Source organism: Streptomyces sp. NBC_00400 (genome assembly GCF_036048035.1).
GTDB lineage: Bacteria > Actinomycetota > Actinomycetes > Streptomycetales > Streptomycetaceae > Streptomyces.
In genome coordinates this window covers 1165201-1190567 of record NZ_CP107940.1, presented here as the reverse complement: position 1 = coordinate 1190567, position 25367 = coordinate 1165201, and the positions used below count along the sequence as shown (strand labels likewise).

At 71.5% G+C, this 25367-nt stretch carries 20 protein-coding genes; 5 read left to right on the top strand and 15 right to left on the bottom strand.

Annotated elements, in window-relative coordinates; all coding sequences use genetic code 11:
* Positions 1-323: 323 nt before the first annotated feature.
* Genes OHS81_RS05290 through OHS81_RS05280 form a run of 3 tightly spaced genes read right to left on the bottom strand, consistent with a single transcriptional unit; the run spans position 324 to position 4942 of the window.
* A complete protein-coding gene (locus OHS81_RS05290; RefSeq protein ID WP_328382898.1) occupies positions 324-1886 on the bottom strand; it encodes a GMC family oxidoreductase in 1563 nt (520 codons plus the stop codon).
* A gap of 15 nt (positions 1887-1901) precedes the next feature.
* Positions 1902-3476, bottom strand: a complete 1575-nt coding sequence (locus OHS81_RS05285) for an APC family permease (protein ID WP_328382896.1) — start codon at positions 3474-3476, stop codon at positions 1902-1904.
* Complete coding sequence (locus tag OHS81_RS05280) at positions 3473-4942, bottom strand: aldehyde dehydrogenase family protein (RefSeq protein ID WP_328382895.1); 1470 nt, start codon at positions 4940-4942, stop codon at positions 3473-3475. Before OHS81_RS05280 ends, OHS81_RS05285 begins: the two co-directional genes overlap by 4 nt.
* A gap of 229 nt (positions 4943-5171) precedes the next feature.
* Between OHS81_RS05280 and OHS81_RS05275 the strand changes: the two genes are divergently transcribed.
* Positions 5172-5708 (top strand): DUF6314 family protein, encoded by a 537-nt coding sequence (locus OHS81_RS05275; protein WP_328382893.1) that lies wholly within the window; start codon positions 5172-5174, stop codon positions 5706-5708.
* A gap of 114 nt (positions 5709-5822) precedes the next feature.
* Here OHS81_RS05275 and OHS81_RS05270 read toward each other — a convergent pair whose 3' ends face one another.
* Complete coding sequence (locus OHS81_RS05270; protein WP_328382891.1) at positions 5823-7343, bottom strand: hypothetical protein; 1521 nt, start codon at positions 7341-7343, stop codon at positions 5823-5825.
* A 194-nt stretch (positions 7344-7537) separates the two neighbouring features.
* On the opposite strand from OHS81_RS05270, the gene OHS81_RS05265 reads away from it, so the two are divergent.
* Positions 7538-8914: a PucR family transcriptional regulator gene (locus OHS81_RS05265; RefSeq protein WP_328382889.1), complete on the top strand. Its 1377-nt coding sequence runs from the start codon at positions 7538-7540 to the stop codon at positions 8912-8914.
* Positions 8915-8999: 85 nt separating this feature from the next.
* Here the strand turns inward: OHS81_RS05265 and OHS81_RS05260 are convergent, their stop codons facing one another.
* Together OHS81_RS05260 and OHS81_RS05255 are read right to left on the bottom strand one after the other, a co-directional pair.
* Complete coding sequence (locus OHS81_RS05260) at positions 9000-9899, bottom strand: class I SAM-dependent methyltransferase (RefSeq protein WP_443058655.1); 900 nt, start codon at positions 9897-9899, stop codon at positions 9000-9002.
* Positions 9900-9960: 61 nt separating this feature from the next.
* Positions 9961-10608: a TetR/AcrR family transcriptional regulator gene (locus OHS81_RS05255; RefSeq protein WP_328382887.1), complete on the bottom strand. Its 648-nt coding sequence runs from the start codon at positions 10606-10608 to the stop codon at positions 9961-9963.
* Between the two features lie 614 nt (positions 10609-11222).
* On the opposite strand from OHS81_RS05255, the gene OHS81_RS05250 reads away from it, so the two are divergent.
* Entirely contained in the window at positions 11223-12038 is an 816-nt protein-coding gene (locus OHS81_RS05250) for an SAM-dependent methyltransferase (RefSeq protein WP_328382885.1), read from the top strand.
* Between the two features lie 97 nt (positions 12039-12135).
* On the opposite strand, the gene OHS81_RS05245 is transcribed toward OHS81_RS05250, so the two are convergent.
* Positions 12136-13044, bottom strand: coding sequence for a helix-turn-helix domain-containing protein (locus tag OHS81_RS05245; RefSeq protein WP_328382883.1), 909 nt, complete (start codon positions 13042-13044; stop codon positions 12136-12138).
* A 112-nt stretch (positions 13045-13156) separates the two neighbouring features.
* The gene (locus tag OHS81_RS05240) at positions 13157-13399 is read right to left on the bottom strand and encodes a DUF397 domain-containing protein (RefSeq protein ID WP_328382881.1); all 243 of its coding nucleotides are present in this window, start codon (positions 13397-13399) and stop codon (positions 13157-13159) included.
* Positions 13400-13594: 195 nt separating this feature from the next.
* On the opposite strand from OHS81_RS05240, the gene OHS81_RS05235 reads away from it, so the two are divergent.
* Both OHS81_RS05235 and OHS81_RS05230 read left to right on the top strand, forming a co-directional pair.
* Positions 13595-14101: an ATP-binding protein gene (locus OHS81_RS05235; protein ID WP_328382880.1), complete on the top strand. Its 507-nt coding sequence runs from the start codon at positions 13595-13597 to the stop codon at positions 14099-14101.
* A gap of 107 nt (positions 14102-14208) precedes the next feature.
* On the top strand, positions 14209-15114 hold the full coding sequence (locus tag OHS81_RS05230; RefSeq protein WP_328382879.1) for a LysR family transcriptional regulator: 906 nt from the start codon (positions 14209-14211) through the stop codon (positions 15112-15114).
* A gap of 14 nt (positions 15115-15128) precedes the next feature.
* Here OHS81_RS05230 and OHS81_RS05225 read toward each other — a convergent pair whose 3' ends face one another.
* The 7 genes from OHS81_RS05225 to OHS81_RS05195 all read right to left on the bottom strand — a co-directional run bounded on the left by OHS81_RS05225 (position 15129) and on the right by OHS81_RS05195 (position 25297).
* The gene (locus OHS81_RS05225; RefSeq protein WP_328382877.1) at positions 15129-16544 is read right to left on the bottom strand and encodes a DEAD/DEAH box helicase; all 1416 of its coding nucleotides are present in this window, start codon (positions 16542-16544) and stop codon (positions 15129-15131) included.
* Between the two features lie 414 nt (positions 16545-16958).
* Complete coding sequence (gene meaB, locus OHS81_RS05220; protein ID WP_328382875.1) at positions 16959-17966, bottom strand: methylmalonyl Co-A mutase-associated GTPase MeaB; 1008 nt, start codon at positions 17964-17966, stop codon at positions 16959-16961.
* 10 nt (positions 17967-17976) lie between these two features.
* A complete protein-coding gene (scpA, locus tag OHS81_RS05215) occupies positions 17977-20208 on the bottom strand; it encodes a methylmalonyl-CoA mutase (RefSeq protein WP_328382873.1) in 2232 nt (743 codons plus the stop codon).
* Positions 20208-22091, bottom strand: coding sequence for a methylmalonyl-CoA mutase small subunit (mutA, locus tag OHS81_RS05210; RefSeq protein ID WP_328382871.1), 1884 nt, complete (start codon positions 22089-22091; stop codon positions 20208-20210). Before mutA ends, scpA begins: the two co-directional genes overlap by 1 nt.
* 244 nt (positions 22092-22335) lie before the next feature.
* Positions 22336-22992, bottom strand: coding sequence for a hypothetical protein (locus OHS81_RS05205; protein WP_328382869.1), 657 nt, complete (start codon positions 22990-22992; stop codon positions 22336-22338).
* Positions 22989-24593, bottom strand: coding sequence for a HAMP domain-containing sensor histidine kinase (locus OHS81_RS05200; RefSeq protein WP_328382867.1), 1605 nt, complete (start codon positions 24591-24593; stop codon positions 22989-22991). Before OHS81_RS05200 ends, OHS81_RS05205 begins: the two co-directional genes overlap by 4 nt.
* The gene (locus OHS81_RS05195) at positions 24590-25297 is read right to left on the bottom strand and encodes a response regulator transcription factor (RefSeq protein ID WP_088801012.1); all 708 of its coding nucleotides are present in this window, start codon (positions 25295-25297) and stop codon (positions 24590-24592) included. Before OHS81_RS05195 ends, OHS81_RS05200 begins: the two co-directional genes overlap by 4 nt.
* Positions 25298-25367: the final 70 nt, after the last annotated feature.

The window sequence follows — 25367 nt, the reverse complement described above, 5'->3', positions numbered from 1 at the left end:
CGCCCTCCGTGCGCGGCTTCGGCGCGGTGATTCTGCGGTGATCCGGCCCGGCCGAAAAAAGTGTGAATAATCTGTTCCGTCCCCTTTGTTTGGGAGTATCCTGAATCTAGGCCTGCGGGGCGAGCGAGGGAGTCCGACCGGACTGGCCTCGGGGAAGGCAGCTCTGGTTGCCGCCGAGGACAAGAAGAAGGGCCGGGCTGAGAGGCCGGAAGGTCGTAAGACCGGACGGCGACCCCTAGCACCTGATCCGGACCATGCCGGCGAAGGGAGCCCACCTCGTAGGTCGTTGGTGTGCGTGGAGCCGCTTGCCGCCGCGCGTTGATTCAGTCGCTGCGCATCAGATCCGCACACTTCTCCCCGATCATCATCGTGGTGATACAGGGGTTCACGGCCGGCAGGAACGGCATCACCGAAGCGTCGGCCACCCGAAGTCCGGTCACGCCCTTGACGCGCAAGTGGGGGTCGAGGGGCGTCGCCTGATCATCGGGGGCACCCATCTGGACGGTGCACGCGGGGTGGTAGACCGTGTTGTGTGTGGCGCGGAGGTAGTCGAACAGGTCGGCGTCGGTGTGGGTCGACGGGCCGGGGGCGAGTTCGGTACCGGCCCAGTGGACCATGGGCGTCTGGGAGACGATCTCGCGGGCGAGGCGCAGGCCGTGGGTCATGACGCGGATGTCGTGGTCGTGGGTGAAGTACCGCGGGTCGACCTTGGGCTTGTCGCGGAAGTCGCGGGTGCGCAGCCGGACGGTGCCCAGCGAGCGGGCACGGGTGACGTTCGGGGTGAGGCAGAAGGCGTTCTCCGAGGTGGGGTAGCCGTGGCGGTAGGTGTTCATGTCGAAGGGCACCTGGCCGTAGTGGAACATCAGGTCCGGGCGGTCGAGGCCGGGCTCGGTGTTCGTGAAGATGCCGATCTCCCACCACTGGGTGGACGAGTTGACCATGGGCTGCTTGGCGTCCCACATGATCACGCCCTCCGGGTGGTCCTGCAGGGAGGATCCGACGCCGGGGGAGTCGACGATCGGCTCGACGCCGGTGGCCCGCAGATGGGTGGCCGGGCCGATACCGGAGAGCATGAGGAGTTTCGGGGAATCGATGGCGCCGCAGCAGACGACGGTCTCGCGGCGGGCGTTGACGGTGCGGGTGTGGATCAGGTCGGGGGCGAGGTAGTCGACGCCGGTGCAGTGCCGGGCGGAGTCGAAATTCAGGCGCTTGGCCTGGAGCCCGGTGCGCACCTCCAGGTTCCGGCGGGTGCCCATGAGGGGGTGGAGGTAGGACACCGAAGCGGAGGAACGGGTGCCGTCCGGGCGGCAGTTGATCTGGAACCAGTTCGCGCCCCGGACGACGGTCTGACCGGTGTTGAACGGTGTGGTCGGGATGCCGGCCGCGACGCAGGCCTCCAGGAGCGCCACCCCGCACGGGTCGTGGGGCGGGACGGTGCGCAGGGTGACCGGGCCGCTGCGGCCGTGGTGGTCACCGGGGGCGTCGTTGTTCTCCAGCCGCTGGTAGAGCGGGAAGCAGTCGGCCGCGCTCCAGCCCGTACAGCCCATCGCGGCCCATTCGTCAAGGTCCTCGGCCGGGGCCCAGAAGGCGATACAGGAGTTGTGCGAGGAGCAGCCGCCGAGCACCTTGGCGCGGGCGTGCCGCATGAAGCTGTTGCCGTTCTCCTGCGGCTCGACCGGGTAGTCCCAGTCGTAGCCGGACTCCAGCAGTCCCATCCAGCGGTCCAGGCGCAGCACGTTCTCGTCGCCGACGTCGGAGGGGCCGGCCTCCAGCAGGCAGACGGTGGCCGTCGGGTCCTCGCTGAGCCGGGCCGCCACGACCGCGCCGGCCGTGCCGCCGCCGACCACGACGTAGTCGAACTCGTCCACAGGGGCCTCCTGGGTCATCGCGCCGTCTCCTGATCAGAGGGTGGGGGCGTTGCTGTTGCCCGGGCCGCCGCTGTCGGGGGTGACGGCGGCGTGCATGGCCAGGACTCCGGTGCGCTTGCGTTGGACGAACCAGTAGTAGGTGAACCCGCCGATCGCCACGACGCCGATGAACAAGAAGGCGCCCCAGCGCAGGTACCAGTGCTGTGGGCCGGTCGCGTTGTACACCGCGGCGCGCGGCCAGGCGAGGTTGAGGGACATGCCGAAGCCCCAGAGCACGGCGAGGATGTTGACCGGGATGCCGAACTTGCCCAGGCTGAACCTGCCCTGCGCCGGAGTCCATTTGCCGCGCAGCCGCTGGAACAGCATCGGCAGGGTGACCGCCAGGTAGGCCAGATAGATCATGATGATCGCGATGCTGGTGATCACCGAGAAGATCTGCGGCTGGTTGACGTTGATGAGGAGGATGCCGATCGCCACCAGGCCGATGACCACGGCCGGCAGCACCGGCGTCTGGAAGCGCGGGCTGACCTTGGCGAGCAGCGAGGCGGCCGGGAGGTTGTTGTCCCGGGCCATCGCGAACGCCAGCCGGATGCCGGCGGTGTGCACCGCCAGCTCGCACACGGTGATCGCAATGACCACACACCAGAGCACGATCTGCCCGACGGTCGAGCCGAGCGTGGAGAGCACCACGTACTGCAGGCCGTCCACGGACAGCTTCGCGGAGTGCAGATCGGGCACCGCGAGCAGGGCGAAGAGGAGGATCAGACCGCCGATGAAGAAGGACGCGACCAGTGCCCGCAGGATGGCGCGGGGCGCGTTGCGGCCGGGGTCCTTGGACTCTTCACCGAGCGAGGAGGCGGTGTCGAAGCCGTACATGACGTAGGCCGAGGCCAGTGCCGCGGTCAGGAACGCGCCGAAGTAGCCGAGGTTCTGACCGCTGCCCAGACCGAAGGTGTTGAGCACCACGCCGGGGCCGCGGGTGACGTGCGCGGCGAGGAGAAGGATGAGAACGACGGCGGCGATCAGCTCGATCGCCACGCCGGCGGAGTTGATCCGTGCCATCAGCTTGACCCCGAAGGCGTTCACCAGGGTGGTGAAGGTGATGAGGACCGTGCCGAGCACCACGGCGTTCTCGGCCGCGGACTGGCCGGTGCCGTCGCCGATGAACTGGAACCACGACGAGATCTGCGGCAGCGTCACCTGGTACGCCAGCGCCACCGCGGACAGCGACACCATGGTGGCGGTCAGCATCATCCAGCCGCCGAGCCAGCCGATGTGCGGACCGCCGAGCTTCTTGGACCAGTTGTAGACCGACCCGGCCACCGGGTAGCGGGCGGCCAGCTCGCAGAAGCACAGCGCCACCATCAGCTGCCCGAGGAAGACCATCGGCCAGGACCACCAGTACGCCGGGCCGCCGTGGGCGATACCGAAGTAGAACAGCTGGAAGGTGCCGGTGAGGATGGAGATGTAGCTGATTCCGGCGGCGAAGGTGTGGAAGTTGCCCAGGGTGCGCTTGAGTTCCGGCTTGTAGCCGAGTTCGGCGATCGCCTCGTCGTCGTGCGCGTGGCCGGCCTCGGAATCGGGCCGGGACGCTGCGGGATCGGTCACTCGAACCACCTCTGCGGACGTGGCGCGGTATTGCGCCAGACGTGCTTGGCCTCCTGGTACTCGGCCAGTCCCGCGGGCCCCAGCTCGCGCCCGATGCCCGACTGCTTCATCCCGCCCCACTCCGCCTGCGGCACATACGGGTGGAAGTCGTTGATCCATACCGTGCCCGCGCGCAGCCGGGCGGCGACCCGGTGCGCACGCCCGCTGTCCTGCGTCCACACCGCCCCGGCCAGCCCGTACACCGTGTCGTTGGCGAGCGAGACCGCCTCGTCCTCGGTACGGAACCGCTCGACGGTCAGTACCGGGCCGAAGCTCTCGTCGCGCACGACGGTCATGTCCGGGGTGCACTCGTCCAGCACGGTCGGCAGGTAGTAGAACCCGCCTGCCAGCGACGGATCGTCGGGCCGGGCGCCGCCGCAGAGCAGGACGGCGCCCTCGTCGAGCCCCGCCGCCACATACGCCTCGATCTTCGCGAGGTGGGCGGACGAGATCAGCGGGCCGGTCCTGGCATGCTCGTCGAACGGCCCGCCGAGCCGGATCCGCTGGGCGCGGGAGACCAGTTCGTCAACGAACGCATCGTGCAGCTCTTCCTGGACGAGCAGCCGGGCGCCCGCCGAGCAGACCTGCCCGGAGTGCAGGAAGACCGCCATCAGGGCGTAGTCGACGGCGGTGTCGAAATCGGCGTCCGCGAAGACGATGTTGGGGTTCTTGCCGCCCAGTTCCAGGGCGATCTTCTTCACGGTGGGCGCGGCCGCCGCCATGATGCGCCGCCCGGTGGCCAGCCCGCCGGTGAACGACACCATGTCCACACGGGGGTCCTCGGTGAGCGGCGCGCCCACGAGGGGCCCGGTGCCCAGCACCAGATTGGCCGCGCCGTCCGGCAGCCCGGCCTCGGCCAGCAGCCGCATGAGGTGGAGGGCGGTGTGCGGGGTGAGCTCACTGGGCTTCAGGATGAAGGTGTTGCCCGTGACCAGGGCGGGGGCGACCTTCCAGGCGGTCTGCAGCAGCGGGTAGTTCCACGGGGTGATCAGCGCGCAGACGCCGACCGGCTCGTGCCGCACCGTACTGGCGATCTCCGGGGCGCCGGCGTCCACCACCCGGTCGGTGCCGCCGGCCGCGCCGAGGTTGCCGAAGTGGCGGAAGCAGTTGGCGATGTCGTCCATGTCGTAGGCGCTCTCGACCAGCCGCTTGCCGGTGTCCAGCGACTCGGCCCTGGCCAGCGCGTCCTTGTCGCGCTCCAGCAGGTCGGCGACGCGCAGCACCAGCCGGCCGCGCTCGGCCGCCGGTGTCCGCGGCCAGGGCCCGTCGTCGAAGGCGGTACGGGCGGCGCCGATCGCCGCCGCCACGTCCTTCGGCCCGCCCTCGTCAACGGTCGCGACCAGCGTGCCGTCCGCCGGGCAGCGGATCTCCCGCACCTGCCCGTCGGCCGCTGCGGTCCACTGACCGCCGATGAACAGCTCCGGCATGGTGGTGCCTCCGGTCTCCGGCTCGTACGAGGCGGCAGCATCGGCCGCGGTGCCCGGCCGACGGCATCGGGACGACGGGCGGCCGCCGGCCGCGGACCTCGGTGACGATCACTGAACCGAGAGTAAGACGGGCGGTGCGGCTCCGCACGGTACGAGGGGCCGGGGGAGAGGGAGCGCTGCCCGGCGGGGCCGACGGAGTGACGCCCGCGGTGCACGGGAGAATGGGGGGATGGGCAGTGAGCTGGACCGAGAGCAGGGGCAGGAGCCGGGGCGGGCCTCGAAGCCGGGGCGGGCCCCGGAGCCGGAGCCGGGGCCGGTTGCCGGACCGCCCCCGCACTGGGTCCCCGATGCCGCGGCGTACCTCTCCGGCCGCTGGAGCATCGAGCGCACCGTGTGCGACCTGCGGACCGGCGCCGAGGGCAGCTTCCACGGGACCGCCGAGTTCCGGCCCGACCCGGCGGGGGAGGGCCTGCTGCACGTCGAGGAGGGCCGACTGCGGTGGGGCGCCGCGGTGCATCCGGCGAGCCGCACCCTGCGACTGCGGCCCCGCCCGGACGGCACCGCCGCGATCGGCTTCGCCGACGGCCGGCCCTTCCACGACCTCGATCTCAGGACCGGCCGCTGGCGTGCCGTCCACCCCTGCGCCGAGGACCGCTACGAGGGAACGTTCACCGTCACCGGGGCGGACACCTGGCATCTGGAGTGGCGGGTCGGCGGGCCGGCGAAGGACCAGCTGCTGCGCTCGGCGTACCGGCGGCTGAGGTGAGAGCGGCGCCGGGGCCGGTTGCGGACGACCGCCGGCCCGGTACGCGGACCAACGGACGGCGCCGCCGGGAGCGGATGCCCCGGCGGCGCCGTCCGGTGTGCGTGGAGCGAGGGCTCAGACGGCGGGCAGCTTCCCGCGTCCGAAGAGCTTGCGCTCGTCGTGCAGCGCGAACGGTGTGGTGCGCAGATCGGCGATCTGTATACCGAAGATCTTCAGTTGCAGCATCAGCTCGGTCTTGAGGTCGTAACCCGCGCGGAGGTCCCACGCCGGGGCACCGCCGTCACTGGCCGCAGCGGCACGTCCGGTGAGGTGGACGGACAGCTCGCCGCCGACGCCCGCGGTGTCGTAGAGGAACACCTGGGCGCGCGTCCCGACGCGGGCCGTCGCGGAGGCCGCCCCCTCGACCCGGGGAGTTGCCCCCTTGGTCTGCTGGTACGCCTCGTGCAGCGGCTGCCACCCGTTCTGCCGGTCGTACTTCGCACCGACGGCGAACGCACCGGAGGTGCGCTGGTCGGCGTCGAGCACGATGCGGCCGCCCGCGGTGAAGCGGTAGGTGAAGGTGACCTCGGTGCTGACCACGACGGGGACCGGGCCCACCCAGAAGACGTGCCGTCCGGTGACCGCCGCCAGCGGCACCGCGATCTGCCCGGTGTCAGCGGTCTTGCGGACCTTGCCGTGCACCTGCCAGCCGTAGCCGTACGAGCCGCCGAGGCCGATGGCCGCGCGCTGCGGCAGCAGGTTCAGCCCGCCGCGCTTCTCGTACTGGAAGATCAGCTCGGGCCGGAACGTCACCTCGCCGGCCAGCTTGGCGGGAGACTTACCGGTCGCCTCCACACCCTCGGGCAGCGGCACATCGACGCCCAGCCGCAGGGTGGTGAGCGCCTTGCGGGCATCGGGCGACAGCGTGCTGCCGGAGGGGGTGGGGGCGGGGCGCTTGCCGGACGGAACGAGCTGGGTGCGGACCCCGGAGGAGTCGGACGCCGACGGGCTCGGGGAGCCGGAGGCGGTGGCGTCAGGGGTGCCCGACGGCGTGTCCGGACCGCCGGACGGAGTGGCCGTGCCGCCGCCCTCCGCACCGGTGCCGGAAGCGGGCTTGTGCACGGTGACACCCGAGGAGAGCGGCTTGACCGAGACCTCACCGGGCCGCAACGCCGCGCGCTGGTCCACCTTCTGATCGCCCAGCAGCTCCGAGAGCGTTGCGGGAGCGGTGGTCACCCGGACCTTGCCGTCGTGGGAGCCGGTGACCTTGCCGACCTTGAACAGCGCACCCGAAGGGGCGTGCCGGTTGGGCGCGGCGGCGATCACATCACCGGTCCGTACGGTCTTTCCGGCGGACGGCTTGAGTTCTGCCTGCTTGCGGTGGGCGTCGTACGACGAGAGCTGCACGGAGACCGAATTGCCCGAACGGGTCGGCGCGTCGGACGGCCTGGCGACCGCGGCACCGCCTTCAGGACCGGAGGCCCGGGCGTCGTCCGGTACGGCACCGGGGACCGTTGCCCCGGTGGCCGGTATGCCGGCCGAGGACGTGCGCGGGGTGTCGGGACCCGAGAGCAGCGCATGGGTGCCGAGGGCCGCGGGGACGAGTACGCCGACCGCGGCGGCGGGCACCGCGATACGGCGCCAGGAAACAGCCATGGGATTCCTTGATGGTGCGGGGGGTGTCGGGGAGGAACAGCGGGGCCGGGCGCCGAACGCCGAACGAATACCGGACGACCGGGGAAAAGTCGTCCAGGATCGAACATCTGTAGGGGTTCGGGCGGCTTCCTCGTAGCATGGCGACGAATGATCGCTTTCGCCATGGGGAAAGACACCGAGTCGGGAGGGGACGGGTGGAGACTTCCACAACGGTGCCGGAGGCCGTCGCCGCGCTGCACGCCGGGATAGGGGCCCTCACCGACGAGGTCATCGGCGGCCTCCGGGCCCAACTCCCCTCCTATGCGGCACTGTCGGTGGATCAGCTCAGGCCGCGGGTGCAGGCGTCCCTGCGCACCGGCCTGTCGCTGGTGCAGCGCTGGTCCGAGGAGCGCAGGACACCACAGGGGCAGGGTGACGGGCGGGCGTACGGTATCCCGCAGGCCCACCTCGACGAGGTGACGGCTCTGGCGCGCTCACTGCCCGCCGAGGACATCATCTCCGCCTACCGGATCGGCACGGATATCGTCTGGCGGCGCTTCGGCGAGGAGATGGCGGCCCGGCGTGGCACCGCCGAGGACCTGCTGCCGATCGCCGAGACGCTGCGGGCCTGGGCCGACGCCAATACCCTGCGCATCGTGCGCAGTTGCCGGGTCGCGGGGACCCAGGCCGACTCGATGACGGACCGTCGGCGCGCGGCGCTGGTCCGCGCCCTGCTGCTCGGCGAGGCGCGGTGGGGCACCTCCGGCACGCGGGGCGGTACGTGGGGCGCCGGGCCGGCGGGCGGCGGCACGGGCGAGGGGTACCGCGCCGGCGGCTACCCCGATGACGGGCACCGCGTCGAAAGCTACCCGGACGACGGGGCCGCCGCGGAGGGCGGGTACGACCACAGTGCGCTCCGTCTGCCCTTCCGCGCGCGCCTGCCCGAGGATCCCTCGCCCGGCGCGCCGGACAGCGCCCCGGAGTCCGGCCCTGCCCCGCAGGCCGGCGCCCATCCCGGCCCCGGCGACCGCGCCTTCGGCCGGATCACCGCCCTGCTGCGTCCCTGGCTCGCCCTGGACGAGTCCGGAAGACCTCTGGTCACCACCGTGGACCGGGAGGTGGCGGGGCTGCTGACGGGGCGACCGGGAGGGCTGTGCCGCGGTCTGATCCTGGGGCTCGGCGCTCCGGCCCCCGCGTCCGGACTCGCCACGGAGTTCACCCGGGCGACCCAGGCGCTCCGGGCCGCCGTCGGTTTCGGACTCGTCGGGGCGTTCACCCGTGAGGAGCTGGGGCTGCGGGCCACGGTCGTGGCGCTCCCGGCCCTGGGGGAACAACTGGTGGGACTCCGCCTGGCGCCGCTGGCCGAACGCGGCGAGGACGGCACCCAGTTGGAGGAGGCCGCTGCCGCCTATCTGCAACAGGGGCTGCGCCTGGAGGCCGCCGCGCGGACCCTCTACGTCCACCCCAACACCCTGCGCAACCGCCTGAGGCGCTTCGAGGAGATCACCGGCACCAGCCTCCGTGATCCGGCCGATCTGGCGGAGGTCTGGTGGGCGCTGACACATCGCAGGATCCACGGGCCGGCGGGCTGAGGCGCCCGCCGGCTGCGGTGCCGGCCGGGTGGGGCCGGCGGGGCGCCGGGCTGCTGGGCCGCCGGGCGCCCGCGCCGGCCGCGGCTCAGGCCTTCACCGCCCGCAGCGCATACAGCAGCGGAATGATCGGCTCCGACGGCGGGAGGCGCCACCAGCCGTTCTCGGACGGCCCCATCGCATCGAACCGCTTCCACGGCAGCAGCTCGGTCTCCCGGACCAGTTCCACGGTCAGCCCCGCCCCGATCACGGCGGAGATGACCTCCCCGAGCCCGTGCCGCCACTCGTAACTCGTCGTCGCCCCCTGCACCGGCGGGCCGTCGGTGTACGTGGACGGGGTATCGCTCCTGAGCGGCCCGCGGCCGCCCAAGTAGTCGTGATGGAGCTGGAGTTGCTGCCGGTCCGGGCTCGGCGTCGGCCCCAGGGAGTCGAGCAGGGGATGGAACTCGACGAGGTAGAATGTCCCGCCGGGCCGGAGCAGCGCGCTGACGATCCCGGCCCAGGTGGCGAGGTCGGGGAGATAACACAGCGCGCCCTTGCCCGTGTAGACCACATCGAACCGGCGCTCACCCAGTGCCTCCACGGCCCGGTGCACATCGGACCGGACGAACTCCACACTCCGGCCACCCTCCTGGGCGAGCCGCCGCGCCTCCGCTACCGCCGCCGCGGAGAAGTCGAGCCCCACCGTGCGCGCGCCCCGCGCGGCGAATGCGGCGGTCTCGGTGCCCAGATGACACTGCAGATGCAGGACGTCCCGCCCGGCCAGCTCGCCCAGATCCGTCCACTCGAACGGCGCGAACCAGTCCTCGGCGGTCCGGGAACCGTCCAGGCCGTAGAACCGGCTGGCCACATGGACCGGCGTACGGGCATCCCAGTTCGCCTGGTTGGCACGCACCATCTCCTCGGTGGTGGGCTCCTTGGTGGTGGGCTCATCGGTGAGGGGTGAGGCCCCCGGGGCGTTCGACAGCTCGCTCTGCTCTGTGGTCATCCCTCTCTTGTACCGGCCGGGCGGGGGATCCGGCCAGTACGGCAGGGTGCGGCAGACACGCCTAAGGCTCCCGGGCCGGCGTCGTCCACACCTCGCCGTCGAGGACATTGCGCATCCCCACCCACACCATGTTCATCAGCCGCAGGGTGATCCGTTCCGGCGGCTCGTCGGGGTGGAGCATCATCCAGTCGGTGAGCGAGTCCGCCGCCCCGACCAGGGTGTACGTCACGAAGCCGGCCTCGCCGTCGGGGCAGGCGGGCCCGGTGTCCTGCGCACCACCGGCCCGGACCAGCCCCGCGACCTCCGCCATCACCGCCCGCCGGGTCCGGACCAGCTCCGCCGCGATCGCCGGGGTCGGCTCCGCCGCCTGACGGTGCAGCACCACCCAGCTGTCCCGGTGTTCGGTGACGAAGGTGAAGAACGCGAGCAGCCCTGCCCGCAGCCGCAGTTCGGGAGTGTGCGCAGGGCCCGCGGCAGCGCGTAGCGCGGCCACCAGGCGCTCGGCCTCGCGCCGCAGACAGGCGAGGAACAGCCCCTCTTTGGAATCGAGGTAGAGGTAGACCATCGGCTTGGAGATTCCGGCGAGTTCGGCGATCTCGTCGACCGAGGCGGCGTGGTAGCCGCGCTTGGCGAAGACCCTGATCGCCGCGTCGATGATCTGCTGCTCCCGGACCGGGCGGGGGACACGTCGCCTGCGTATGTCAGCCATTGGCGCCAGCCTACCGTAATCTTACTTACCAGTAAGTTTACGTAAAAGTAAGGCGGTAGGCGGGTGCGGGGGAGCGCCGGCGACATGACTCATGGGTGTAAAGCGTGCCGATGGTGGTAGGCGACCCCACACAACACCCCGCTCCGCAACGGCTGTTGCTCGGGTGTCTGCCGAGGCGGAACCGGATGCGGCCGGGCCCCGGGGGTGCTCCTGTCCGGGGCCGGCTGCGCGGGGGGTGAGCCCGGCGCTGGGTGTCGCCGGGGGAAGAGGACGGGCCGCCGCCTGTGAGTGGCGTGGCGGTGGCCCGTACCCCCGGCCAGGGGGCTGCAGCGCCTGGGGGCGGGGGCTCGATGCGGTGCCTGGATACGGGTGACCGCCGGGTCCCGGAAGGCGATCTGGCTGATGGAACACCCCTCATTCGTACGCTTGTTGGGACGCTCGCCCGTACTGATCGGCCGGCACCCGCCACTTCTTCCCGAGGGACCCTGCCGCTCGTCTGCAACAACCGCCTTCCGATGGGTATGTTGGGGGCTCGCAGCGTGTGGTCACTCCTATACGGAGCGATCACCCCTGCCCCATGGCTGATGACTGTCGAAGCGACGGGAAAGTGTGGAATGAGCCAGGAACCACGACCGCAGTCCAGTGCCGTCGATGTCAGCATCCCGAGTGTGGCGCGGATGTACGACTACTACCTGGGCGGCAAGGACAACTACGCCGTTGACCGCGAGGCCTGCGAAGAGCTGAGCAAGGTCGTCCCGAGTACCCAGGTGCTGGCGATCAATAACCGGCGTTTCCTGCAACGGGTGGTCCGCTGGCTGGCTCGCGAACACGGCATCCGTCAGTTCATCGACCACGGCTCAGGCCTGCCGACCCAGGACAACGTCCACCAGGTCGCCCAGCAGGTCGACCCGGACTCCCGGGTGGTGTACGTCGACAACGACCCCATCGTGCTGGCGCACGGCCGCGCACTGCTGGAGGAGAACGCCCACACCGCCGTGATCCAGGCGGATATGCGGGACACCGAAGGCATCTTCGGCAGTCCGGAGGTCGAGCGGCTGATCGACTTCGACCGGCCCGTCGCCGCGCTGTTCGTCTCGGTCCTCCACTGCATACCCGATGCCGACGACCCGGCCGGGCTCATCAAGAGGGTCGCCGACCGGCTGGCGCCCGGCAGCTTCCTGGTGGTCTGTCAGCTGGTCAGCGAGGACGCCGCCACCCGCGACTTCGTCACCGAATTCATGCGGGTCAGCACGCACGGCCAGTGGGGCCGGGTGCGGCAGGCTCATGAGCTGGCCGGGTTCCTGGAGGGGCTGGAGATCCAGGAACCGGGCCTGGTGGAGGTCTCCACCTGGAAGCCGGACGCGGACCTCGGTCCCAAGCAGCTCACCCAGGAGTGGATCGAATTCGGCGGGGTGGCCCGCAAGTTGTAGCCCCCGCGGACCGCACGGCCTGCACAGGCCGCACAGGAAGGGGGGCGGGGCGCCCGATGGGCACCCCGCCCCCCTTGCCGGGTTCCGGTCCCGCGCCTCAGCTCTCCTGTTTGAGCAGCCGCTCCAGGATCGCCAAGGACTCGCGGGGCGATTCGGACTGTGCGCTGAGACGGTCCATCACCGCCAGGTAATGATCGACATCATCGCGCTTGTCCAGGTAGAGCGCGCTGGTCAGCTGCTCCAGATAGACGATGTCCGGCAGGTCCGGCTCCAGGAACCGCAGGATCGTGATCGGACCACCGGCCGCCGCCAGGCCGCCGAGGCTGAACGGCGCGATCTGCAGCGTGACATTCGGCAGCTCGGCCATCTTCAGCAGATGTCTCAGCTGACCCGCCATCACCTCGGGACCGCCGAGCGGGCGACGCAGCGACGCCTCGTCGATCACGGCCCATACCCGTGGAGCATCCGGGACGGTCAGCAGCTCCTGACGCTGCACGCGCAGCTGCACCCGTCGCTCGATCTCCTCCGGAGAGGACCGCGGATGGCCGAGCTGCGCCACCGCGCGGGCGTACTCCGACGTCTGCAACAGGCCCGGCACGAACTGGACTTCGTAGGTACGGATCACCGAGGCGGCCTCTTCGAGGCCGATATGCGTCTCGAACCAGCCGGGCAGGACATCGTTGTACTGATGCCACCAGCCCGGACTGCTGGTCCTGCGGGCCAGCTTGAGGAAGTCGGAACGGACCGCGTCGTCCGTGACGTGGTAGAGCGTCAGCAGGTCGGCGACGTCCCGCTCCTTGCAGCTCACCCGACCCAGCTCCAGGCGGCTGATCTTCGCATGCGAGCCACGGATGGCGTCCCCGGCGGCCTCCCGGGTGATGCCCGCCCCTTCACGCAGCCGGCGAAGCTGGGTGCCCAGCACGATCCGCAGGACGGTCGGGCCGCCCCGCGGATGCTCCAGGTAGCGGCGCAGGGACGGATCGCTGCTCGGCTGCGCGGCGGTCATGCTGACTCCCCTGAGTGGTCGGGCGAGCGCCCAGTGTCCCACCGCCCCGCGCGCTTCGTACAGCCGGGGCGACTATCCGAACGACATATGCGCCAATCGCGACGGCGCACGGTCAGTGGCCGGCGATGAGGTCGTCGAAGTCACCGTCCTTGGCTCCCTGGACGAAAGCCGCCATCTCGTCGTGGGTGTAGACGAGCGCCGGTCCCGAGGCGAACCGGGAGTTGCGCACCGCCACCCCGCCGTCCGAAAGAGCGGCCAGTTCCACACAGTTTCCGCTGGGATTGCTGCGGCGGCTCTTGCGCCAGACGGCGCCTTCGATGCTGGTCGCCTGCATGCCGTTGGTCACCGGCTCCATAACAGTTGCTCCTTGCTGGAGGTCTCTCCTCCGACCGATCCCGAGCCTGCGATCACCTTGGCGTGAACAAGCCCCTGGGCGACCGTCCTTACTGATGTAATTGCAGATGCACTTGCATCCTGTGACGGCTGACGAGGATATTAGCCCTCCGAGGCAGTCCGGCCCAGCCCCGAAATCCCCCTCGCGGAGATGTTGATGACCACACATCCGGCAGAGACCGTGCACGACGCCCTTCGGGAGGAACCGTGTGAGGGCGGATGGTGGATGCCCGCCCCCGACGGCTTCGCCGCCTGCGCCCTCAGCGGCTCAGCGCGCACCGTGCCGGAAGCCCGCCGGTTCGCCCGGGCGACTCTCGCGGGCTGGCAGATGTGTGCCGATGTGGCCGATGACGTGGCCCTGGTCGTCTCCGAGCTCGTCAGCAACGCCCTGCGCTACGGCGCCAAGGACCACGGGGGCGACGACGCCGTCGAGGCACCCGTCCCCTTCTGCAACGCCTGGCTCGCGCTGACCCGGCAGAACTCCACCGTGCTGTGCGCGGTCTCGGACGCCGGAACCGCCGCCCCCGTCGTCAAGCCGCCGGACGCCCTGTCGGAATCCGGACGGGGTCTGCACATCGTCGACCAGCTCAGCGACTCCTGGGGCTGGACACCGCCGGACCGGACCGGGAAGACGGTGTGGGCGACGGTGTCGAGGCGCGGCTGAGGCGGGCCCGTACGGGGGGCGGGCCCGCCTCAGCGGCACGCGACACGGACCTGCCGTGTGTGACGATTCCCGGGTTGCCGTCACCGAGCGGAAGGCCCGAGAAACCGATGGACCTGCTGTCCCTGCGCTACTTCCGGGAGGTCGCGCGCCGAGAGCACATCAGCCGGGCCGCAGCGGAACTACGGGTGGCCCAGCCCTCGGTGAGCCGGACGATCGCCCGGCTGGAAGCCGAGCTGGGGGTGCCGCTCTTCGACCGGCAGGGCCGCACCATCCGGCTCAACCCCTGCGGGGCCGCGTTCCTGGCCCGGGTCGAGCGTGCACTGGACGAACTCGACGACGCCCGCAGGGAGGCGGCCGACGCCGCCGGGCTCGACGAGGGCGCGGTGGCCGTCGCCGCGGAGACCTTGCTGCCTCTCACCGAGTTGCTGGCCGGATTCCGCGCCGCCCATCCCGGTGTCACCCTCCGGTGCTTCCAGTCCACCCCTGAGGTGATGCAGGATCAGCTCCGGGCGCGGGAGGTGGACTTCTGTTTCGCCTCGCAGCCGCTGTCCGGACCCGCTCTGGGTGCGGTGCGGCTGCTGCGCGAAGAGGTGCTGCTCGTCGTGCCGACCGGTCATCCGCTGGCAGGCCGGGGGCGGGTGACGGTCGCCGAGATTGCCGGGGAACCCTTCATCACCACCCGGGCGGGACACTGGCAACGGGCGCTGCTGGAGCGGCTGTTCGGCGAGACCGGACGCCGCCCGGTCATCTCCTGCGAGGGCGACGAGCCGGGCGCCACACACTTCCTGATCGCGGCGGGTCTCGGCATCGGGCTGATGCCCTCGCTGGCCCGTGCCGATCTCTCCCGGATGCCGCTCGCCTGGCTGCACCTCGACACCTTTGATTGCGTACGGACCCTGAGCCTGGTCCGGCGCGAGGACCGCTATCTCTCCACGGCCACCGCGCGGTTCCGTGACATGGCCGTCGCCCACTTTTCCACCCGGGGGCCGGGTGTGGGTGGCGTAGCGGCCTAGCGGGCCAGCGGCGCTCAGTTGCCGCGGCGCACCCGGGCCGCCTTGCGGGCCTCGGCGAGCTTGCGGGCCTCGCCGGCCTTGCGGGACTTGCCGCCGGTGCTGCGGGAGGCGTCCTTGCTGGTGCCCAGGCCGCGGAACGGGGCGTTGGTGTTCTTGGCCCGGGGGGCGGCGGGCCCGCCGTCGAGCGGGGTGCCGGAGGGGGCCTTGGCCCCGGTGATCCGGCTCAGCTCCGCCTCGCCCGAGCGCACCTTGGTGATCGTCGGCTCGATGCCGGCCTCGGCCATCAGCCGGCTCATCTCGCGGCGCAGGCCGGACGGCACCAGCGTGACGACGCAGCCGGACTCACCGGCCCGCGCCGTGCGGCCCGCGCGGTGCAGATAGTCCTTGGGGTCGGTGGGCGGGTCGACGTTGACCACGAGATCGAGGTCGTCGACGTGCAGGCCGCGGGCCGCGACATTGGTGGCCACCAGGACGGTGATCCGGCCGTTCTTGAACTGCGCGAGGGTGCGGGTGCGCTGTGGCTGGGACTTGCCGCTGTGCAGGGCCGCGGCGTGCACTCCGCTGGCCCGCAGGTGCCGGGTGAGCTGGTCGACCGCGTGCTTGGTGTCCAGGAACAGCAGGACACGGCCGTCGCGGGCGGCGATCTCCGTGATGACCGCGTACCGGTCGGGGCCGTGGACGACCAGCACATGGTGGTCCATCGTCGTGACCGCCCCCGCGGACGGGTCGACCGAGTGGACGACGGGGTCGTGGAGGTAGCGGCGGACCAGGTGGTCGACGTCGCGGTCGAGGGTGGCGGAGAACAGCATCCGCTGGCCGTCGCGGTGCACCTGGTCGAGCGCCTGGGTGACCTGCGGCAGGAAGCCCATGTCACACATCTGGTCGGCTTCGTCGAGGACGGTGATCCGTACCCGTCCCAGGCGGCAGGCCTTCCGCTCGATGAGGTCGTGCAGGCGGCCAGGGGTGGCGACGATGACCTCTGCCCCGTCGCGCAGCGCAGCGGTCTGCCGGCCGATCGACATACCGCCGACGACCGTGGCCATCCGCAGCCGGAGCCCGTCGGCGTACGGAGCGAGCGCCTCGGTGACCTGTTGGGCCAGCTCCCGGGTAGGTACCAGGATCAGAGCGAGGGGCTGCTTCGGCTCCGCGCGTCGCCCGGCCGTCCGTGCGAGCAGCGGCAGACCGAAGGCGAGCGTCTTGCCCGATCCGGTGCGCCCGCGGCCCAGGACGTCGCGTCCCGCGAGGGCGTCGGGCAGCGTGGCCGCCTGGATCGGGAAGGGCTCGCGCACCCCGCGCTCGGTGAGCGTGCGCAGCACCGCGGCCGGCAGGTCCAGACCGGCGAAGGAGGCGACCGGGGGCACCGTCGCGGTGAGGGGCACCGGCTGGGCGACGTCGCCGTGCGAGGTGGCGGGGCGGTCCGGGTGGTTCATGAAGAGCCTTCCGCAAGGGGGAACGTACCGAGGAAGGCCCGGCAGGAATGAGCAGCCGACGAACAAGGGGAACCGGGCGGATGGAATCGCAGACCGTCGCAGCTGTCCAAACATGTGAGGCTAACACACAGTGATAGTTCGCCCCGGCGGTGTGGTGCTGATCGCTCCGCCTGCGCCGGGGGAGGGCCGGGACGTGAAGGGCCGGGAGGGCGCGAGGGCCGCCCGGCCTGAGACCGCCCGGCCTGAGACCGCCCGGCCTGAGACCGCCCGGCCTGAGACCGCCCGGCCTGAGACCGCCCGGCCTGAGACCGCCCGGCCTGAGACCGCCCGGCCTGAGACCGCCCGGCCTGAGACCGCCCGGCCTGAGACCGCCCGGCCTGAGACCGCCCGGCCTGAGACCGCCCGGCCTGCGGCCTATGCCTCGGCCGTCGCCCCGTCTCCCAGGCCGAACGCCTCCAGCAGCCGTTCGGCGGCCAGCGTCGCGGTGATCTCGCCGTCGCGCACCGCCTGTTCCACACCGGGGCCCAGCCGGCGCACCTCGGGGTGCTCCTGGAGGCGGTCGATCAGCCGGTCGCGGACCATCGACCAGGTCCACTCGACCTGCTGGACGCGGCGCCGCTCGGCCAGTGCGCCGGTGGACTCCAGGAGCGTGCGGTGCTGCTCGACCCGCTCCCAGACCCCCTTCAGGCCGGTGCCCTCACGGGCACTGCAGGTCAGTACGGGGGGTGTCCACGCCGCGTCCGGAGGCTGCAACAGCCGTAGCGCACCGGACAGTTCGCGGGCGGCGGAGCGGGCGTCCCGCTCGTGCGGGCCGTCGGCCTTGTTGACGGAGACCAGGTCCGCCAGCTCCAGCACACCCTTCTTGATGCCCTGGAGCTGGTCGCCGGTGCGGGCCAGGGTCAGCAGCAGAAAGGTGTCGACCATGCCCGCGACCGTGGTCTCGGACTGGCCGACACCGACCGTCTCCACCAGGACGACGTCGTAGCCCGCGGCCTCCATCACCACGATGGACTCCCGGGTGGCCCGCGCCACCCCGCCCAGCGTGCCGGAGGTGGGGGAGGGGCGGACGAACGCCGCCGGGTCCGTCGCCAGCCGCTCCATCCGGGTCTTGTCGCCCAGGATGGAGCCGCCGGTACGGCTGGAGGACGGGTCGACGGCGAGCACCGCCACCCGGTGCCCGGCGCCGGTCAGCAGTGAGCCGAGCGCGTCGATGAAGGTCGACTTGCCGACACCCGGCACCCCGCTGATGCCCACTCTGCGGGCCGCGCCGGAGTACGGCAGCAGCTCGACCAGCAGCCGCTGGGCCGCCGCCCGGTGGTCGGGCCGGGTGGACTCCACCAGGGTGACGGCGCGGGCGATCCAGGCGCGGGAGCCCGCGCGAACACCCTCGGCGTACCGTTCGACATCGATCGTCGCAGGCATGACCCCCCGATCAGAGCTCGTGGCCGAGGACCGACGCCAGGTCCCGCACCAGGTCGTGCGCGGCCTCCGGGATGACCGTGCCGGGCAGGAAGACCGCGGCGGCGCCCATGTCGCGCAGCGGCTGCACGTCCTGCGGCGGGATCACCCCGCCCACCACGATCGTGATGTCCTCGCGGTCCTCGGCGGCCAGTGCCTCCTTCAGCGCGGGCACCAGCGTCAGGTGCCCGGCCGCCAGCGAGGACACCCCGACGATGTGGACGTCCGCCTCCACCGCCTGGCGGGCAACCTCGGCCGGGGTCTGGAACAGCGGGCCGACATCGACGTCGAAGCCCAGGTCGGCGAAGGCCGTGGCGATCACCTTCTGGCCGCGGTCATGGCCGTCCTGGCCCATCTTGGCCACCAGGATGCGCGGCCGGCGCCCCTCGGCGCGCTCGAACTCGGCCACCAGCGACCGGGTGCGCTCGACACCGGAGGAGGGGCCCGCTTCGTCTCGGTACACACCGGAGATCGTACGGATCTGGCCGGAGTGCCGCCCGTAGACCGACTCCAGGGCGTCCGAGATCTCGCCGACGGTCGCCATGGCGCGGGCCGCGTCCACCGCCAGCGCCAGCAGGTTGCCCTCCAGCCCCTCGCCGGGACCGGACTTCGCCGCCGCGGTCAGTGCCCGCAGCGCCTCCTGGCAGGCGTCCTCGTCGCGCTCGGCGCGCAGCCGCTTCAGCTTCTCGATCTGCTGGGCGCGCACCGAGGAGTTGTCGACCTTGAGGACGTCGATCTCCTCATCGGTCTCCACCCGGTACTTGTTGACGCCGATCAGCGCCTGCCGCCCCGAGTCGATCCGCGCCTGGGTACGGGCCGCGGCCTCCTCGACCCGCAGCTTGGGGATGCCCGCGTCGATGGCCTTCGCCATCCCGCCGGCCGCCTCGACCTCCTCGATGTGCTGCCAGGCCCGCCGCGCCAGATCGTGGGTGAGCTTTTCGACGTAAGCGCTGCCGCCCCACGGGTCGATGACCCGGCAGGTGCCCGACTCCTGCTGCAGGAACAGCTGGGTGTTACGGGCGATCCGGGCGGAGAAGTCGGTGGGCAGGGCCAGCGCCTCGTCGAGGGCGTTGGTGTGCAGGGACTGGGTGTGGCCCTGGGTGGCGGCCATCGCCTCCACACAGGTACGCGTGACGTTGTTGAACACGTCCTGCGCGGTCAGCGACCAGCCCGAGGTCTGCGAATGGGTGCGCAGGGAAAGGGACTTGGGGTTCTTCGGCTCGAAGCGCTGCACCAGGCGCGCCCACAGCAGCCGGGCCGCCCGCAGCTTGGCGATCTCCATGAAGAAGTTCATGCCGATCGCCCAGAAGAACGACAGCCGCGGCGCGAAGGAGTCCACGTCCATGCCCGCCGCCATGCCCGCGCGCAGGTACTCCACCCCGTCCGCGAGGGTGTACGCCAGCTCCAGGTCGGCCGTCGCGCCCGCCTCCTGGATGTGATACCCGGAGATCGAGATGGAGTTGTAGCGCGGCATCTTCTGCGAGGTGTACGCGAAGATGTCGGAGATGATCCGCATCGAGGGCTGCGGCGGATAGATGTAGGTGTTGCGGACCATGAACTCCTTGAGGATGTCGTTCTGGATGGTCCCGGCCAGCTTCTCGGGCGGTACGCCCTGCTCCTCGGCGGCCACGATGTAGAGGGCGAGAACGGGCAGCACCGCGCCGTTCATCGTCATCGACACGGTCATCTTGTCCAGCGGGATGCCCTCGAAGAGCTGCCGCATGTCGTAGATCGAGTCGATGGCGACGCCCGCCATGCCGACATCGCCGGTCACCCGCGGGTGGTCGCTGTCGTAGCCACGGTGGGTGGGCAGGTCGAAGGCGACCGACAGGCCCTTCTGTCCGGCCGCGAGGTTGCGGCGGTAGAAGGCGTTGGACTCCTCGGCGGTGGAGAAGCCGGCGTACTGCCGGATCGTCCAGGGCTGGTTGACGTACATCGTCGGGTACGGGCCGCGCAGATACGGCGTGATCCCCGGGTACGTGCCCAGGAAGTCCAGGCCGTCGAGGTCCGCGTCGGTGTACAGCGGCTTGACGTCGATGCCCTCCGGGGTCTCCCACGTCAGATCCGCCACGCCCTTGCCGGTGGACTGCGCCACGGCCTCGGTCCACTCCCCGGTGCCGCCGGCGGCGTCCGCCGCGGCCGGCTTCCCCAGCTCGACCGTGCTGAAGTCCGGGATGGCGCCCGTCTGCTGTGTCGTGTCGTTCATCACGCCACCTCCATGACATCCAGGGCCGAGGACAGCACCTCGACCGCGTCGCAGCCCGCGAAGACGAAGGAGTCCACCCCGGCCGCTGTGAATTCCTCCCGGCGCTCACCCGGCTTGCCGGCCAGGTGCACCCGCAGCGCTCCCGCCGACTTCAGCGCGGCCGCCACGGCCGCCGCCTGCTCGCCGTACACCGCGTCGCTCGAACACAGACAGGCGATCCGTGCGCCACTGCGGGCGAACGCCTCGGCCACCGACTCCGCATCCACCGGCGCGGCCTCCTGCACCGTCTCGATGCCGCCGGCCTGGAAGAGATTGGCGGCGAACGTCACCCGCGCGGTGTGCGCCGCGACCGGGCCCAGCGCGGCCAGGAAGACCTTCGGCCGGTCGCCGCTCGCCGTCAGACGCTCGTCGGAGCGCGACCGCAGCCGCTCGTAGGCATCGTCCCTGCGCACCCGCGGCAGCCCTCCGCCGATCGGAGCGGGCGCCGGCTCGCGGTGCACGGGGGCCTCGGCGAGATGCGGGAACTCGCTGACACCGGTGATCGGTTCGCGCCGGTGGGCGAGGTCCTTGCTGCGGCGCTCCCAGGTACGGGCCAGCCGGCCGGCGATCATCCCGGACCGCAGCGCCGCGGCCTGGCCGCCCGCGCCCTCGGTCTCCTGGAAGAACGCCCAGGCCGCACCGGCCAGTTCGTCGGTGAGGCTCTCCACGTACCAGGAACCGCCCGCCGGGTCGATCACCTTCGACAGGTGCGACTCCTCCAGCAGCACGGACTGGGTGTTCCGGGCGATCCGGCGGGCGAACGCATCGGGCACGCCCAGCGCGGCATCGAACGGCAGCACCGTCACCGCATCCGCGCCGCCCACGCCCGCGGACAGCCCGGCGACCGTGGTGCGCAGCATGTTCACCCACGGGTCCCGACGGGTCATCATCACCGTGGAGGTGACGGCGTGCTGGCGCTGCGCGGAGGCGGCGGGGGAGGCCCCGCAGACCTCGGCGACCCGCGCCCACAGCCGCCGGGCGGCGCGCAGCTTGGCGATCGTCAGGAACTGGTCGGCGGTTGCGGCATAGCGGAACTCCAGCTGCCGGCAGGCGTCGTCGATGCCCAGGCCGGACTCCGTCAGCTGCCGCAGATAGGCGACACCGGTCGCCAGCGAGGCGCCCAGTTCCTCGGCCGCGGAGCCGCCCGCCTCGTGGTACGGCAGCGCGTCCACGGCCAGCGCGCGCACACCGGGCGCCTCCGCGGCGCAGCGCGCGGCGATCCGGGCGGCCGATTCCCCCTGCAGGCGCAGCTTGGCGTCGTCGCCCGTACGGGCCAGCAGACCGAGCGGGTCCGCGCCCAGGCAGCCGACCGCCTCGGTGAGCGGCGCGCCGGACGCGGTGTACAGCCGCAGCAACTCCTCGGCGGCCGGCGCGAAATCGGCGCCGGCGTCCAGCACCACCGCGGCCAGGTCCAGGTAGACACCGTCGAGCGCGCGCTCCAGGCCGTCCACCGGCAGCCCGCCGTCGCCGACGGCCAGCCAGAGGGAGGTGACGCCGTTCTCCAGATCGGCCAGTACCGCTTCATTGGCGCGCGCCGGATCGGTGTGGACATGGCGCTGGCGTACGTCCCACCCGGCGACGGTCGTGCCCTCGGGCCGGCCGGCCCGTACGAACGGCGGGAAGCCCGGAAGGCCCAGGGCGCCCGTGGCGTCCTCGGCGGTGTAGAGCGGGCGGATACGGATGCCGTCCTGCAGATCGGTGGCGAGCGCATCCTCGGCGGCGGTGCCCGTCGCCTCTGTGATGCCCGATTTGCGCAGCACGCCTTCGACGAGGCGCTGCCACTGCTCTCGATCGGCATCGGGGAAGGCGGCGGCCAGGGGGAGTTCGGGGGACTCGGCGGTCATAGCAGCAGGCTAGGCGAACGACCGTTAGCTGGAGCAGGGGCTCCAGCTGTGACCTTGCACTCGTTGACCTCCCATGGATCTTCATATTTATGCGTCGGAAGGGGCAGGTGGGACGGTTCGGCCGTACGGTGCAGAGTCATCTTTTTCCCTGCGGGATGCGCCTGCCGCGGGCCGCCGCGGGGGCGGGCGCCGGCCCGTCCGTCTTCATGGGAACTCCGGGACGGGCCCGCGGGACGGAGACCGTTCAGCCCGTCGGGTCCGGTTCCGCCGCCTTCGGGCCCGAGTCGGTCGTGCCGGTGCCGGTCGGGCTGGGCTCCACGACGGGGAAGGCATTGTTGCCACCGCACACCATGGGGCCCACGCGCACGTTCTTGCTCACCAGTGTCACGGCGACCTCCCCCGACGGCTTGTTCCCGGGCACCCGGGCATTGGCCGCGGTACACACCAACTGGTTCAGCGAGGCGGAGTCCAGCCGCTTGACGTTCATCGGCAGGGTGATCACGACACTGCCCACATGGGTGGTGGCGGTCAGCGGGCCGGAGAACTTCGGCAGCACGCTGGACAGGCCACGCATCCGTTCCGCGTGGTTCGGCCCCTTCATCAGCAACTCGATGGCCAGCTCCGGGTCGACCGGTGTCTTCGCGCGCCGGGTCGCGGAGCGCAGGCCGGAGGGCCCGTAGAAGAACAACTGGACATCGGCCGCGGGCTGGCCCGGTGACTTCACGCCGGTGGCGGGCTCGCCGGCGTCGATGACATCGGTGGGGGCGATACCGCAGCCGGTCAGGGCGCCGGCCAGCGCGCCGGTGAGCAGGCCGGCCAGCGCAGCGGCGAGTCCGCCGGTCAGCACCCGTCGGCGGGTACGCGTCGCACGCAGGGCATTGAGGGCGTTCGTGGCGCTCATGCGTGCCTCTCCTTTCCGGCGGCGGAGCGGGGGCCGCCCCGGTCGTCATCCGCGGTCTGCTCGTCGACCGCCGCTCCGCCGTCCGGCGGGTCGCCCTTCCCCTCGGCCGCCGGCTCACCCGCCTCCTGGCGGCGCAGCGGCAGATCCACCGTGAACACCGCGCCCCCCTCGGGGGAGTTGGCGGCGCGCAGGGAGCCGCCGTGCAGCCGTACGTTCTCCTGCGCGATGGCCAGGCCCAGGCCGCTGCCCTCCGAGCGGGCGCGGGCGGAGTCCGCCTTGTAGAAACGGTCGAAGACATGCGGCAGGACCTCGGGGTCGATGCCGGGGCCGCTGTCGGAGATCTCGATCAGCAGCCGGTCCGCGCCCGGCTCCGGGAGGTGCAGCCGCACCCGGACCGGCTCGCCGCCGTGGTGCAGGGCATTGCCGACCAGGTTCGCGACCACGACATCGAGCCGTCGCGGGTCGAGTCCGGCCCGTACGTCCGCGGGCAGCTGTGCCGTCACCCTCTTCTGCCAGGCCCGGGCCTGGAGGGTCTTGCGGATGGTCTCGCCGACGTCCACCTCGTCCAGATGGAGCGCCGCGGCCCCCGCGTCGAAGCGCGAGACCTCCATCAGGTCCTCCACCATCCGTGCCAGCTTCCCGGTCTCCTGGCTGATCAGCCGGACCGCGGAGGCGGTGTCGGGGTCGAGGGAGTCGGCGTCCTCGTCGAGGACATCGGTGACCGCGGTCATCGCCGCCAGCGGTGTCCGCAGCTCGTGTGAGACATCGGCCGCGAACCGCCGGGAGTTGGACTCCAGGCGGCGCAGCTCGGCCATGCTCTCCTCCAGCCGGGCCGCCATGTCGTTGAACGTCCGGGACAGATCCGCGATCTCGTCGGCGCCCTTGACCTCCAGCCGGGTGTCCAGCTTGCCCTCGGCGATCCGTCCGGCGGCCTGCCGCAGACCCCGTACGGGCCGCAGTACGCCGCGCGCGGCGAGCAGCGCCAGGACCACGGTCAGTACCAGTACCGGCAGCGCGCCCCGCTGGGCCGCGCTCACCAGAGCCTCGACATTGGACTCCTCGGCGCTCAGCGGGAGTTGGGCATAGACGGTCAGCGCGGAGGCCCGGCCGTCGGACTGCCGGACCGGCATCCCGATCAGCAGCCAGGGGTCCCCGCCGCGGTCCACGCGCTGGAAGGCCGGCACATGGCGCTTCTCCACCGACGCCTTGAGGCCGGCCGGTATCACGACGTCGCCCCCCAGGCTGCCGTCGCCACTGTCCCGTACGCCGCTGTAATGTACGGAAATATCCCATTCGCGGGACTTTCCGGAGCGCTCCAACTGGACGCGCAGGGAATCCAGGTCCGCCTGGGACGGCGGGACCGGGAGCTCGGGTGCCAGCGAGTTGACCTGCGCCCTCAGGTCGTTGACGGCGATGTCCTGGGAGCGCTGCAGTATGGCGTTACGGGCTTCCTGGTAGGTCAGCAGAGCGGTGGTCAGCGCACTGACGGCGGCCACCACCAGGAACCCCACGACGAGCCGGGCCCGCAGCCCCCGCAGCAACTGGGGGTTCCCCGTCCGCAGGCGGGGCAGGGCCGGCAGCCGGAGGCCGGGGCGCTTCACAGGGGTCCGAAGCGGTAGCCGAAGCCGCGCACGGTCTGGACGTAACGGGGGCTGCGCGGGGTGTCCTCTATTTTCGTCCGCAGCCGCATGACACAGGCATCGACCAGCCGCGCATCGCCGTGATAGCTGTGCTCCCACACATGCTCCAGCAGCTGCTGGCGGCTGAAGACCTGCCCCGGAGTGGCGGACAGGAACAGCAGCAGCTTCATCTCCGAGGGGGCCAGCGCCAGGTCCTGGCCGCCCTTGCCGACGACCAGTCCGGCGCGGTCTATGGCCAGTTCGCCGTAGGTCTCGACCGGAGCGGGGCCCGGCTCGGCGGCGGCCGGTGCGCCATCGGCGGGCAGCGCGGTACGGCGCAGCACGGCGCGCATCCGTGCCTCGAGGACTTCGCCCCGGGCCGGCTTGACGATGTAGTCGTCGGCGCCGGCCTCCAGGCCGAGTACCACGTCGAGGTCTTCGCCACGGGCGGTGAGCATGATGATCGGCAGTTGCCGCTCGGCGCGGATCAGCCGGCAGACCTCGAAGCCGTCCTTGCCGGGGAGCATCAGATCCAGCAGCACGATGTCCGGGCGGAAACCCGGCAGGACCTCCAGCCCCTCCTCGCCGCTGGCCGCGGCAGCCACTTCATGGCCGCGCCGCCGTAGGGCCAGGGACACGCCGTCCCGTACGGCGGCGTCGTCCTCGATCAGAAGTACACGTGGCATGGGTCCAGTATCAATAAGTTTCATGATGGATCGGTAACAGGAGCAGCCTGCCCGGGCTCTGCTGCATCTC

Coding starts and splice junctions, on each gene's coding strand:
- OHS81_RS05290 (WP_328382898.1), bottom strand. CDS start 1,886: ATGACCCAGGAGGCCCCTGTGGACGAGTTCGACTACGTCGTGGTCGGC.
- OHS81_RS05280 (WP_328382895.1), bottom strand. CDS start 4,942: ATGCCGGAGCTGTTCATCGGCGGTCAGTGGACCGCAGCGGCCGACGGG.
- OHS81_RS05275 (WP_328382893.1), top strand. CDS start 5,172: ATGGGCAGTGAGCTGGACCGAGAGCAGGGGCAGGAGCCGGGGCGGGCC.
- OHS81_RS05270 (WP_328382891.1), bottom strand. CDS start 7,343: ATGGCTGTTTCCTGGCGCCGTATCGCGGTGCCCGCCGCCGCGGTCGGC.
- OHS81_RS05260 (WP_443058655.1), bottom strand. CDS start 9,899: ATGACCACAGAGCAGAGCGAGCTGTCGAACGCCCCGGGGGCCTCACCC.
- OHS81_RS05255 (WP_328382887.1), bottom strand. CDS start 10,608: ATGGCTGACATACGCAGGCGACGTGTCCCCCGCCCGGTCCGGGAGCAG.
- OHS81_RS05250 (WP_328382885.1), top strand. CDS start 11,223: ATGAGCCAGGAACCACGACCGCAGTCCAGTGCCGTCGATGTCAGCATC.
- OHS81_RS05245 (WP_328382883.1), bottom strand. CDS start 13,044: ATGACCGCCGCGCAGCCGAGCAGCGATCCGTCCCTGCGCCGCTACCTG.
- OHS81_RS05240 (WP_328382881.1), bottom strand. CDS start 13,399: ATGGAGCCGGTGACCAACGGCATGCAGGCGACCAGCATCGAAGGCGCC.
- OHS81_RS05235 (WP_328382880.1), top strand. CDS start 13,595: ATGACCACACATCCGGCAGAGACCGTGCACGACGCCCTTCGGGAGGAA.
- OHS81_RS05230 (WP_328382879.1), top strand. CDS start 14,209: ATGGACCTGCTGTCCCTGCGCTACTTCCGGGAGGTCGCGCGCCGAGAG.
- OHS81_RS05225 (WP_328382877.1), bottom strand. CDS start 16,544: ATGAACCACCCGGACCGCCCCGCCACCTCGCACGGCGACGTCGCCCAG.
- meaB (WP_328382875.1), bottom strand. CDS start 17,966: ATGCCTGCGACGATCGATGTCGAACGGTACGCCGAGGGTGTTCGCGCG.
- scpA (WP_328382873.1), bottom strand. CDS start 20,208: ATGAACGACACGACACAGCAGACGGGCGCCATCCCGGACTTCAGCACG.
- mutA (WP_328382871.1), bottom strand. CDS start 22,091: ATGACCGCCGAGTCCCCCGAACTCCCCCTGGCCGCCGCCTTCCCCGAT.
- OHS81_RS05205 (WP_328382869.1), bottom strand. CDS start 22,992: ATGAGCGCCACGAACGCCCTCAATGCCCTGCGTGCGACGCGTACCCGC.
- OHS81_RS05195 (WP_088801012.1), bottom strand. CDS start 25,297: ATGCCACGTGTACTTCTGATCGAGGACGACGCCGCCGTACGGGACGGC.